Source organism: Candidatus Brocadia sinica JPN1 (assembly GCF_000949635.1).
GTDB lineage: Bacteria > Planctomycetota > Brocadiia > Brocadiales > Brocadiaceae > Brocadia > Brocadia sinica.
Window position 1 is genome coordinate 2,533,806 of record NZ_BAFN01000001.1, and the last position, 11,628, is coordinate 2,545,433.

Sequence of the window (11,628 nt, forward strand, 5' to 3'; positions counted from 1 at the left end):
TACCTGGTTAAATCGCATGAGGAATAACAGGCTGAGAAATACCCTCTTTACCATTCATGATATGCCTTTCTATCTTTTCAATGGTATTCTGAAACCTTCACCATCTCTCCTGGCTGTTGTCCTGTCATCTCCTTCCCTGAGGATAGCTGAAATATTTTTCGAATTTTTTCCTGAAAGGTGTCCATGTAGGTGTAAAAAACAGGGGTGAGGTAAAGGGTGACAATCTGTGAAAAAAGCAGACCGCCTACCATGACAAGACCCAGGGGACGGCGCGCCTCTGCCCCTGCGCCAAAGCCAAGGGCTATCGGTAAAGCGCCCATGAGAGCTGCCATGGTGGTCATCATGATGGGGCGGAACCGGATCAGACACCCCTCATATATTGCTTCTAAAGGGTTCTTGCCCTCGTCTCTTTGTGCTTCCAGGGCAAAATCGATCTGCATAATGGCGTTTTTTTTGACGATCCCTATTAACATGATAAGACCCACAAAGGCGTAGACATCCAAATCCATACGGAAGATGAAAAGGGTTAAAAGTGCACCTAAACCAGCAGAAGGAAGTCCCGACAGGATGGTTATTGGGTGGATGAAGCTTTCATAAAGTATTCCCAGTACAATATAAATGACCAGAATGGCCATACCTAATAACATTCCCAGACCCTCTATCGACGATTGAAACTCCTGGGCTGTTCCCTGAAAACTGGTATTGATGGCAAGGGGCAAGGTCCTGAGTGCAAGTTCGTTAACCGAGGTAACGGCCTCGCTTAGGGAAACCCCGGGTCTGAGGTTAAATGAAATCGTGACGGCAGGGAACTGTCCCATATGGTTAATTGTCTGTGGGCCTAGATTCTCAGTCAGTGTTGCTACCGCATATAAAGGAACTGGGAGCCCATTCGATGAGTTTACATAAAGCATACGCAGGGCATCCTGATTTATTTGATACTGCGGGTCTAATTCCATAATGACCTTATATTGGTCATTGGATGCATAGATTGTTGAGACCCATCGGTTGCCATAGGCGCTGTAGAGCGCACTTTCAATTTGTCTCGCTGTTACTCCAAGTGTTGAAGCCTTATCCCGGTGAATTACGACGTTTATCTGCGGATTCCTGACCTGCAGATCACTAGTTACATCCTGCAATATCGGCAGATTCTGCATTTCAGCTTCGAGGATTGGGGCATAGTGATACAATTCTTCAATATCCGGACTTTGTAAGGTAAATTGATACAGGCTTTTTGTCAGTCGCCCCCCGATACGAATTTCAGGAGGGTCTTGCATGAAAATTCTGATACCCGGAATCGTGGCGAGCTTTTGACGCAATTCCTCAATTACCTGTACAGAACTCAGACGGCGTCCGGGTCGTGGTTTTAAATGGATAAACAAGACGCCCTGGTTGGGACTGGCTGCAGCGCCGGAACTACCAACACTCGAATAAAAGCACTTAACATTTGGATCTTCGTGGACTATATCTGCCACGGCCTGCTGGAGTTGTACCATCTTATCGAAAGAGGTTCCCTCTTGCGCTTCTGTAATGGTGAAAATCGTTCCCTGATCCTCGTTTGGAAGGAATCCTTTGGGAATTGTTGCAAAAAGATATCCCGTAGCCAAAAGGATGACGCCGGAAGCTGCCATTGTGGTCAGACGATACTGTAAAGCCAGCCTGAGACTCCGGTCATAAACTTTAAGCATAGTATTAAAGAAATTTTCAATAATCATGTAAAGACGTCCGTGTTTCTTCTCAGATGGTGGACGTAAGAAACGACTGCAAAGCATAGGCGTGAGACTGAGAGAGACAAAACCCGATATCAGGATTGCCACACAGATTGTAACGGCAAATTCCCGGAATAATCGTCCGACAACACCTCCCATAAACAGCACGGGAATAAAGACGGCTGCGAGTGAAAGTGTCATGGATAAAATAGTAAAACTGATTTCCCCGGACCCTTTGAGCGCCGCCTGAAGTGGCTTTTCTCCCATCTCCATATGACGGACGATGTTTTCAAGGATGACAATGGCATCGTCCACCACGAATCCTATTGCAAGAATCAAGGCCATGAGAGAGAGGTTGTCCATGCTGTAATTCATCAGATACATCACTGCAAAGGTACCCACGATGGATAGTGGAAGCGCCAGACTGGGAATCATCGTGGCGGAAAAATTGCGCAGGAAAAGTAGTATGGTCATAACAACCAGGACCAAAGTCAGGATCATGGTAAATTTGACTTCATGGATCGATTTCTGGATTGATTCAGAGCGGTCATAGAGAATATGCATTTCGGCCGAAGGTGGAAGATGCGATTGGAAGACGGGCAGGAGTTTTTTGACGGCGCCCGCCACTTCGACTGCATTTGTTCCCGGCTGGCGCTGAACTGCCAGTACGACAGCCCGCTGGCTTCCGTTTTGGTCCATGTACCAGGCAGCGGCTTTATCATTTTCAACGCTGTCAACGATCCTTCCCAGTTCTTCAAGATGTACTGGTGAACCGTCACGATAAGTTACAATAACGGAACGGTAGTCGCTGGCTTTAAATAATTGTCCGGTAGCAAGGATGGTAAATGCCTCGTGGGTTCCCTGCAGGGTTCCTGTGGGCAGATTTACATTTGCATTGTGCAGCGCCTCTTCTACTGTATCGATTCCAATACCCCTACTGGCAAGGGCATGGGGGTCAAGCTGAACGCGAACGGCGTACTTCTGCGGTCCGTAAATCTGTACCTGAGAAACCCCGCTGGTCATGGAGATACGCTGCGCCATCATGGTGTCCGCATAATCGTGCAGTTCCCAGAGAGGTAGTGTCCGGGAAGTCAGGGCAATATACAAGATAGGCTGGTCAGCAGGGTTTACCTTCTTGTAGGTTGGAGGTTGGGGCATATCCTGAGGAAGAAACGGCGTGGCTTGGGTAATGGCAGTCTGTACGTCCTGAGCTGCCGCATCAATATTCCGGTTCAGGCTAAACTGAAGTGTGATCTGAGTGGAGCCCAAAGAACTGGTGGAAGTCATGGAGTCTAATCCTTCAATAGTTGAAAACTGCCGTTCCAGGGGAGTCGCGACAGATGAAGACATGGTTTCAGGACTGGCGCCAGGAAGGCTGGCGCTTACCAGAAGCGTGGGAAAGTCAACGCTGGGAAGGTCGCTTACCGGCAGGAATCTGTACCCTGCAATACCAAAGAGAAGTATCCCGATCATAACGAGGGTTGTCATGACAGGGCGACGAATAAAGGATCCTGAGATGCTCACCGATCCATGCCTCCGTTTTGTGCCAAGGGTTCTGTGTTATTTTTAATTTCCACTTTACTCCCATGGGCAAGCTGAAATTGACCATCAATTACTACTTTTTCTCCGGGTCGGAGTCCCTTTGTGATGACCGTTTCCTGATGAAAACGATTTCCTAAAACAACTGGACGGGATTCTACGGTAAAGTCGGATCTGACGACGAAGACATAATGGCCTTCTTGTCCTATCTGGATCGCCCGCGAAGGAATTACTACTGCGTCATATTGTATCGTGAGAGTTAATGCCACGTTAACAAACTGCCTCGGCCAAAGAGATTCATCTTCATTGGCAAAGAGCGCTTTCAGCAGAATGGTTCCTGTCGATTTATTTACCTCGTTGTTTATGAAGGTCAGTTTCCCAGCGGCGGGATTCATTTCATCGTTGGGAACAATAGCCTCTACTTTCAAATCTTTCTGGGCCATGTGTCGCCTGACTTCTGATAGTTCCTGTTCAGGCAAAAAAAAGGTGACGTATATCGGTTTCGTCTGATTAATCGTTACCAGTATGGTATCAATGTCTTTAACAATGTTGCCCTGGTTAACCTCGATCCTTCCGATACGTCCGTTTATGGGGGAACGGATATGACAGTATCCAAGCTGAAGTTTGGCATTTACTACAGCGGCCTCATCAGCTCTTACAGTCGCACTAAGCGCCTCAAAATTGGTACGATATTGGTCGTATTCCTGCTTAGAAACCACGCCACTTTTTAACAACTCTTCGTAACGACGGACATCTGCCTCTGCCTTTTTCATCTGAGCTGTATCTCTTGCCAGATTGGCTTCAAATTGCCTGAGCAATGCCTTAAAAGGACGGGAATCAATCATGAACAGGAGATCACCTTTTTTCACCTCTTGCCCCTCTTTGAAATAGACGTGCGACAGTTCTCCTTCGACCCGTGTCTTGACCAATACCGTAGAATAGGCCTCCACGTTTCCAATGGTGCGTATTTGAATGGGGACGTCGTTTTGTTCAGCGACTGCCACGGTAACCGGTAGGCTGGTGGGCATTGCATGTTTCTCCTTTGATCCGGGAGAACAAGAAATTGTGAGGATTACGATTCCCAGGATAAAACTGCGTCTTATAATGAGAAAAAAAGTCATTTCACGGTTCCTTTGATAAAGATTACGACGAATTCTCTGATGATCGCGTCAGTATCAGTACGCCGGTATTTTTTCAGTAACAAAAAATTCTCGGCATCGAAATAGGAAAAGAACATTCCAAGGAATGCCCTTGCCCCTAATTCTGTATCAAAAGTTCTCAGGATTCCCTTCTTTTGCATTTCAGCAAAGTAGGATGCAAGGGTCTTCAATATTTCATCAATAATGGAATGATAAATCCTATGGATTTTCTCGGTATAGCGGTGTATTTCTGAATGCATAATCCGTATTAAGTCTTTTCTCTCCGTGAGAGAGTCCAGAAACCTTTTGGAAATTACCCGTAATCCTTCTTCATATGGTAATCCGGCGATCTCCGGAAGGAGTCCTCTGAGAGCCGGCAGAAAAGAATGGGTATTGATTACCTCCTCAAAGAGTTTTTCCTTTGAAGGAAAATGCCTGAACAGGGTGATTTCAGCAATACCGGCCGTCCTTGCAATTTCTTTTGTGGTTGCGCCAAGATAGCCCTTTTTCGAAAAGAGTTTCAGCCCCGTCTCCAGGATTTTATCCTTTGTTTTCATAATGCCCGTTTTATAAGTATGTAAGTTATTACTTACATACATAATAGTCTTAAAAATTTTCTTATCAATAGAAAATTCTGTCTCTTTAACTATACGATAAAACCTCAGTTCTTCACGTCTTGTGCCGGCATTTCATGAAATCTTATAAAGAGGCTGTGATTTTATCTGCGTAATCTGTAAAATCTGAGGCTTCTTTCCTTTTCTCTATTGGTCTAAGGCTTTTCTTGCCAGTTCATGCCTGAAAATCAATTCCTTCATCTCTGAAACGGCCTTCTGGATTCCTACAAAGACCGCTCGCGACACAATGCTGTGCCCAATATGCAATTCTTCGACGTCCATGGATTCCACGAGTAATCCAACATTCTGATACGTCAGCCCATGTCCCGCATTTACCCGCAATCCCAATTTTTGAGCAACCTCCATACCGCTCTGAAGTTTCCCGATCGTTTTACTTTTAGAAATATCATCTCTAGCATGGGCATAATTTCCCGTATGCAATTCAATATACTGTGCCCCAACATCCTTTGATGCAGATATCTGATCTTCCTCCGGATCGATAAAAAAACTAACGCAGATGCCAGCATCTCTGAATCTTTTAACGATATCCACAAGTACCTTTTTATGAGAAACAACATCCAATCCCCCTTCAGTTGTAACCTCCTGCCTTTTTTCAGGTACAAGGGTTACCTGCTCCGGTTTCGTTTCAATTGCAATGTCTACAATCTCCCGTGCAATGGACATCTCAAGATTCAGCTTGGTAAACACTGTTCCCCGAAGCAATCTCACGTCACGGTCCTGGATATGCCTTCGATCCTCTCTCAGATGAACGGTAATAATATCAGCGCCTCCAAGAATTGCCAGAGATGCCGCCGTAACCGGGTCTGGTTCGAATGTCTTTCTTGCCTGCCGTATTGTGGCAACATGGTCTATATTTACTCCCAGCTTTATCATTTTACCTCCGCAGAACGTATGGTTTCCCGAATGTCCAGGTGTACTTCCGGTAATTTATCGACAAGTTCAACGTTTTTGGGTAGAATGCTTTTGACCGGTTGTTTATAGGGTCCCGGTGGTTTTAATGAAGTAACGTCAATATATAATACAATATCTTCAGCATTCAATTTATCTAATAAAAGCTTGGGACCTTTTATCCTCACATTGGCAAATTCATCCTGCAGCTTAATTGTGTAAGGATACTCCGCAGGTCCTATTATCTTGATCTTCATTTTCTCAAACAATCTTGTATCTTGCTGCTCCACAATCTGTAACCATACCCGTACATCCTCATTGCATACGACCGGCACTGAAATGGTTTTATCGCCTCGCTTAATTATCACCTTCTGGTCTATTTCAATCCTCCAGGGAAACGTACGGTTTTGCTCTCCGGTAATTCCACCAATGTCAATAGGAACCGTATGAATAAAAGAGGCCTCTTTTAAGGCGTTTAAGGGACCTGTTACCTCCACTTCACCCGGAAATACGAATTCATTTGCGACAGCATATCCGATTGCCGGTTCGCCTTTCTTTTGCAAACTGACTTTTAACCTTTTCTTTTGTAATTTACCGAGCACGATATCGACCTTATCAGGATAGACGGAAACCAATTTAACGGCGCTTGGCAGATCCAGGTTTTCTCTTCTGATGGAGATCGTTTGTTTGACTTGGTCTTCAATCATATTCGGAGATTCCCGCACAGTATATCTCGCCAAAATTTTCCGATCTTTTATCATATCTTCAACCGTGTCAATCACATTTTGCGGGCCTCGCAGATGTATGGTAATCTCCTCAAAGTTTTGTTCCAGTACGGTGATGCCTTCAGGGACAGAAACAGTCAGGCCAACCACCTCCGTCAAATCACCGGTATGCCGGTTGATAGCGTATAACCAAAGGGCAACTGCCATAACCAGTGCCATAAGTTTTGTAGGGATATTGCCGGTAAATATCTCTTTGATCAAACGTGGGCGCTCCTTGCAACTCCAAATCTTTCTGTGGATAGTTCATCGAGAACCTTTTTCAATCCTTTTTCATCGACATTCCGATTCAACACCCCTTTAAACCCGGTAGAAATCGTACCAGTTTCTTCTGATACAATGATAACCATAGCATCGGTTTCTTCCGTAAGTCCAATACCCGCCCTATGGCGCGTGCCAAGGCTCTTTGATAGTTCCGTCTTTTCAGTAAGCGGGAGCAAACAGCCCGCAGCGCTTATCTTCTGCTCTTGAATGATAACAGCCCCGTCATGTAAGGGCGAACCAGGCCAAAATATGGCATTGAGCAATTCGCTCGATACATTCGCATTCAACTTCGTTCCCGTTTCCACGAAATTATCCAGGCCAATTTCTCTTTCAAGAGCAATGAGCGCGCCAATTTTATTTCTGGATAAAATTTCAACAGCCTTTATAATTTCATTAGTCACCTGATATTCAGACTTTGAAAACATGCGGAAAACGGGATTTTGACCGAGTTTTAACAGTGCACGCCGGAATTCAGGTTGAAAGAGAATAATAATGGGAATGATAAATACGGGGACAAACTCTGTCATTAACCAATCGATTGTGTAGAGTTGCAATTTTCGCACAAAAAACAGTACGCCAATGGAGATCAAAACGATAATGAATGCCAGACCTCTCAGAATGCTCGTCCCGCTGGTACCCTGCATGATTCGTAAAACAACATATACCACCGTATAGATAAGAAATATCTCACCCAGAGACCTCCCTATCATCCAGACATTTATATTGTTGAATAAATCAGCTATACTTTCTAACATGAACTATTCCTGATTGCGTCACACATCGTTACAACGTGGACAGCTTCGCGCACATCATGAACTCTTACAATGTGCGCGCCATTCATGACTGCGATGGCAAGAGTTGCAAGCGTCCCATACAAACTTTCCTGAACAGGAAGTTTTAAAATAGTACCGATAAACCTTTTTCGTGACGTACCGATTAAGATGGGAAAGCCCATGCTTTTGAGATCTTGCAATCTTTTCAGTATCACCAGATTCTGTTGTAAGGTTTTACCAAAACCGATACCGGGATCTAAAATAATTTTCTCTTCCTCCACCCCTGCATCGAGTGCAATGGAAACGGACTTTCTCAGAGAAGATAATATTTCCGGCAATACATTTTTCCGTATGGGATATTTTTGCATCGTTCTGGGTGTGCCTTTTTTATGCATAATGATAACAGGCGCTTTTGTCTCTGCGGCGACTTTTGCCATCTTCCTATCCATAAGCAACCCGCCGATGTCATTGATAATCGATGCCCCTGCATCAATCGCTTTTTCAGCAACCTTTGCCTTATAGGTATCAATGGAAATTGGTTTCCGTATCTGTTTTGATAACAACTTTATCACAGGAATAACCCTCTGTATTTCTTCGGCCTCCGATACGGGATATGCGCCGGGTCTCGTAGATTCACCACCAACGTCAATAATATCTGCCCCTTCCTCCACCATTTCGAGCGCATGATCAATGGCATTTTCCCGTGTGTTATATCTTTCACCGTCATAAAATGAGTCCGGAGTTACATTCAGGATTCCCATGACATATGTTTTCCTACCGAGATGTAATATGCCACGTAGAGACGGCACATCGAAAAACTCTCTATTGAAATTATCAGTAATATCCTCGTTTTTTTGTTCGTATTCGTATAGATTCGTATTCATTGAAATTAAAGATAAGGAGGTGGCCGTTACCAGGGAGAGATGCAATAACAATTTCCACCGCCAGATGCCTTTAGCGTACTGCCTGCCGCATCATTTTTGCAGATGGTTACACCATCCGCTCAGGTTTCCAGCACAACCATCTCAGTGTATTACCAGTCCTCTTCCATAGCATCCACAATACTTTGGGCAACTTTTACAAATGCCTCATTACCGGAAGAAGTAAGTGTTTCATTTCTGCGAACGATAAATTCCGTAGGTCTTTTGATGTTTCTCCGCTCAACAATGGTTCTTCCTGTCCTCTTGTCTACCCATCGAATTTCGATTGTCACCGTAACCCGGCTTTCAACGATGTTATCTTCCCTGTCTTCAATTAAGACGTTCTCATCAACACCCGTGATCTTCCCAAACAAGATGGAATCAGCCTCATCCTTATCAACAATGTCAAGACGCGTTCTGAGCAATATCTGGTCACGGACGGCCTTGGTAAGGTCAAACTCATACCCTCTCCGAAAGGTATTATTATCAAAAATCGGGATATAGATACTCCGGACATTGGAACGGAGCAACGATTTTGAAGAATAGCCGCAACTTCCGATAAAAACAGTAAAAAGCAGTAACAAAGCGACAGAGGCAAAAGACGTTATAGTATTACCCGGTAAAAACTTCTTTTTCGAGAAAACTTTTTCATTTCCCCCCCTGTTCTCCCTTACAAAGGGAGAACAGAGAGGGGTCTTTTGGTTGACGCCGTCCTGCGCTCTGTATTTGTATTTCAGCATATGGCCTGGCAATTCGCTTAGTAAAAATATTCTGACATTTTTGGCAAAATGTACCGGTTTTCCTATTTTATTGCCTCAATCATTCTCAGGAATTCAATCTTTTCATTAGCCCTCTCTGCCCAGATTGTATCAGGAAAATCGGCCTTAACATATTCAAAATACATGGCAGCCGAAGCAGGTTTTTTCACTCTCAGATAAAACTCTCCAATGTTAAATTCCCTTTCCGCCTCAATAATCCTTATTTCTTCAATTATTCTTTTCGCGTCCTCTGCATGGATACCCTGTGGATTTGAGACTAAATATTCTTCAAAACCTTCCCGGGCAGAAATCAGGAGACCATAATTGCGTTCTTGTTGCTTCTCATGATGAACTTTTGAAAGCGGTATCTGGTATTGTACGTAAGGAACCCATTCACTCTTTGGATAATTTTCCAAAAACTTCTCATAAGCGTCAAGGGCTTCTTCATATTGGCCGAGTTTAAAGTAACAATCCGCTATTTTTACTTGTGCATCAGAGGCAATAGGTCCTAAATGATGCTTTTCTATAATCTTTTCAAAAACACCGATTGCCGCTTCCTCATTGGTGTCCATCTGTGCAACGCCGACCTGATACTCCCTTCTGAGTATTTCCTCTGTCCTTTTTGTCCCCGGATATTTTTGTAAGACCTTCTCGTAGGCCTTCAACGCCCTTTTGTAATCACTGTTGAGAAAATAGGCCCATCCAATATTTATCTGAGAAGCTTCCGCATATTCAGAATCAGGAGCGGTACTAATAATCGATTCAAATTCTTTTACTGCAATGGTGTACTTTTGTTCTACCAGAAGGGAAAGGGCATATTTGTAACGTTGATCCAATGTTGAAATTGCAGTGGAAGGGGATTCCATCCAGCCCGTCTCCTTATTCCACACCCATTTTCCATAGGAAGAAGTCGCCGTCATACAGAATATGATCCCTGCGAGAAAAAGATATTGTAATTTTATCATGTTATTCACTCAAAATATCCCGTTAAATCTTGATATATTTCCAGGAATTGAGTCCTTTGTTTAAGAGAGAATTTATATAGTATCTCAGCATCTTTTCTATTTCAACACAAATAGATGATTGTATCCTGACACGTTCCAACCTCTGCAAATTAATATCCACGAATCGACCGGCAATGCTTATTGCACCGGCAGGAACAACAATCCCATTTTTAAATTTAACCTGGCATCTTCTGCACAATATCCCACCTTCTCTTGCGTTAAAATATACCCCGGAAATCTGCGGAATGCTGTTTTTGCAATTCACACAACACCCCCATTCAGGTAAATACCCCAGGATCTTCAGCATTTTTATCTCAAAGGCTAACAATGATATCATAGCATCGGTATCCCTTGCTATTCCCGTCAGCGTGTTTACAAAAACATCAAAGAGCTGTTCACTGGGATCATTTTCTCCGGTAAATTCGTTAACGAGTTCTGCCGCACACGAAGCCATATAGTATCTATCTAGATCGGTTCGTAGCATTGGGTAATTATCTTGTAAAACTGCCTCCGTAAGGGTATGAAGAGACGTATGTGTTTTTTTAATAAAGAGAATCTGATAGTACGTCAACAGATCTACTGCTTTCGAGCTGTACCTTCCCGATGTACGCTTGAACCCTTTAGCAAGGGTATGGATTTTACCGTAGTCACGGGTGTAGAAGGTAATTATTTGACTGGAATCGCTGTAATCTGTCCTTCCCAGTGCAACCGCCTCTGTTCTGAAGATGGACATATTTTTGTCTAAGGAAACGTTGTTCAGTTCGGTAAAGGGACACGATAACCAAAATTCGACAATAGTTCCCCTTCTCTCTGGTGCATCTTTTTCGCATCTCCTTTCTGTTTGTCATCATACCCGATCAGATGCAATAAACCATGAACCAGATAAAGGGCAACTTCCCCTTCAATTGAATATCCACGTTTTTGTGCTAGTTTTGCAGCCATTTCAACAGAGATAATAATTTCTCCGTTGATGTTATTTTTGAGGGAATGCCCCTGATAGGGAAAACTCAGTACATCGGTGGCATAGTTATGTCTCAGGAATGTCCTGTTAATTTCTTTCATCCTTTTGTTATCGACAAAAACAACACTGAGTTCTGCATTCTTCCCTTCTTTTTCAGCTTTTAGAACACCGGCAACAAGTTTTTTTATTTTGCTTTTATTAATAGGATGAAATTTTTGCAGATCTGTAATCTCTAATTTTATAAAATTTTTTTGCATCG

The 11,628-nt window shown here is 43.6% G+C and carries 11 protein-coding genes; all 11 read right to left on the bottom strand.

Annotated elements, in window-relative coordinates; all coding sequences use genetic code 11:
* Positions 1-77: 77 nt before the first annotated feature.
* The 11 genes from BROSI_RS11515 to ybeY all read right to left on the bottom strand — a co-directional run bounded on the left by BROSI_RS11515 (position 78) and on the right by ybeY (position 11,626).
* Positions 78-3,230 carry an efflux RND transporter permease subunit gene (locus BROSI_RS11515; protein WP_082059185.1) on the bottom strand — a complete coding sequence of 1,051 codons (3,153 nt, stop codon included), beginning with the start codon at positions 3,228-3,230 and terminating at the stop codon, positions 78-80.
* The gene (locus BROSI_RS11520; protein ID WP_230400680.1) at positions 3,227-4,273 is read right to left on the bottom strand and encodes an efflux RND transporter periplasmic adaptor subunit; all 1,047 of its coding nucleotides are present in this window, start codon (positions 4,271-4,273) and stop codon (positions 3,227-3,229) included. The genes BROSI_RS11515 and BROSI_RS11520 overlap by 4 nt, the downstream gene beginning before the upstream one ends.
* An 89-nt stretch (positions 4,274-4,362) precedes the next feature.
* Positions 4,363-4,941 (bottom strand): TetR/AcrR family transcriptional regulator, encoded by a 579-nt coding sequence (locus tag BROSI_RS11525; protein WP_082059375.1) that lies wholly within the window; start codon positions 4,939-4,941, stop codon positions 4,363-4,365.
* 204 nt (positions 4,942-5,145) lie between these two features.
* Entirely contained in the window at positions 5,146-5,892 is a 747-nt protein-coding gene (locus BROSI_RS11530) for a pyridoxine 5'-phosphate synthase (protein WP_052563947.1), read from the bottom strand.
* Positions 5,889-6,893: a CdaR family protein gene (locus BROSI_RS11535; protein WP_052563948.1), complete on the bottom strand. Its 1,005-nt coding sequence runs from the start codon at positions 6,891-6,893 to the stop codon at positions 5,889-5,891. The genes BROSI_RS11530 and BROSI_RS11535 overlap by 4 nt, the downstream gene beginning before the upstream one ends.
* On the bottom strand, positions 6,890-7,708 hold the full coding sequence (gene cdaA, locus BROSI_RS11540; protein WP_052563949.1) for a diadenylate cyclase CdaA: 819 nt from the start codon (positions 7,706-7,708) through the stop codon (positions 6,890-6,892). Before cdaA ends, BROSI_RS11535 begins: the two co-directional genes overlap by 4 nt.
* A complete protein-coding gene (gene folP / locus BROSI_RS11545) occupies positions 7,702-8,487 on the bottom strand; it encodes a dihydropteroate synthase (protein WP_052563950.1) in 786 nt (261 codons plus the stop codon). The genes cdaA and folP overlap by 7 nt, the downstream gene beginning before the upstream one ends.
* Positions 8,488-8,759: 272 nt before the next feature.
* Positions 8,760-9,386: an LptE family protein gene (locus BROSI_RS11550; RefSeq protein ID WP_052563951.1), complete on the bottom strand. Its 627-nt coding sequence runs from the start codon at positions 9,384-9,386 to the stop codon at positions 8,760-8,762.
* A gap of 62 nt (positions 9,387-9,448) precedes the next feature.
* Positions 9,449-10,324, bottom strand: a complete 876-nt coding sequence (bamD, locus tag BROSI_RS11555; protein WP_052563952.1) for an outer membrane protein assembly factor BamD — start codon at positions 10,322-10,324, stop codon at positions 9,449-9,451.
* A gap of 67 nt (positions 10,325-10,391) precedes the next feature.
* Positions 10,392-11,141 carry a DNA repair protein RecO gene (gene recO / locus BROSI_RS11560; protein ID WP_052563953.1) on the bottom strand — a complete coding sequence of 250 codons (750 nt, stop codon included), beginning with the start codon at positions 11,139-11,141 and terminating at the stop codon, positions 10,392-10,394.
* 23 nt (positions 11,142-11,164) lie between these two features.
* Entirely contained in the window at positions 11,165-11,626 is a 462-nt protein-coding gene (gene ybeY / locus BROSI_RS11565) for an rRNA maturation RNase YbeY (RefSeq protein ID WP_052563954.1), read from the bottom strand.
* Positions 11,627-11,628 lie beyond the last annotated feature (2 nt).

What these genes read in the sequence shown, in the direction of transcription:
- BROSI_RS11520 (WP_230400680.1), bottom strand. Translation starts at nt 4,273, where the DNA reads ATGCCCACCAGCCTACCGGTTACCGTGGCAGTCGCTGAACAAAACGAC.
- BROSI_RS11525 (WP_082059375.1), bottom strand. Translation starts at nt 4,941, where the DNA reads ATGAAAACAAAGGATAAAATCCTGGAGACGGGGCTGAAACTCTTTTCG.
- BROSI_RS11530 (WP_052563947.1), bottom strand. Translation starts at nt 5,892, where the DNA reads ATGATAAAGCTGGGAGTAAATATAGACCATGTTGCCACAATACGGCAG.
- cdaA (WP_052563949.1), bottom strand. Translation starts at nt 7,708, where the DNA reads ATGTTAGAAAGTATAGCTGATTTATTCAACAATATAAATGTCTGGATG.
- folP (WP_052563950.1), bottom strand. Translation starts at nt 8,487, where the DNA reads ATGGGAATCCTGAATGTAACTCCGGACTCATTTTATGACGGTGAAAGA.
- BROSI_RS11550 (WP_052563951.1), bottom strand. Translation starts at nt 9,386, where the DNA reads ATGCTGAAATACAAATACAGAGCGCAGGACGGCGTCAACCAAAAGACC.
- bamD (WP_052563952.1), bottom strand. Translation starts at nt 10,324, where the DNA reads ATGACGGCGACTTCTTCCTATGGAAAATGGGTGTGGAATAAGGAGACG.
- recO (WP_052563953.1), bottom strand. Translation starts at nt 11,141, where the DNA reads ATGTCCATCTTCAGAACAGAGGCGGTTGCACTGGGAAGGACAGATTAC.
- ybeY (WP_052563954.1), bottom strand. Translation starts at nt 11,626, where the DNA reads ATGCAAAAAAATTTTATAAAATTAGAGATTACAGATCTGCAAAAATTT.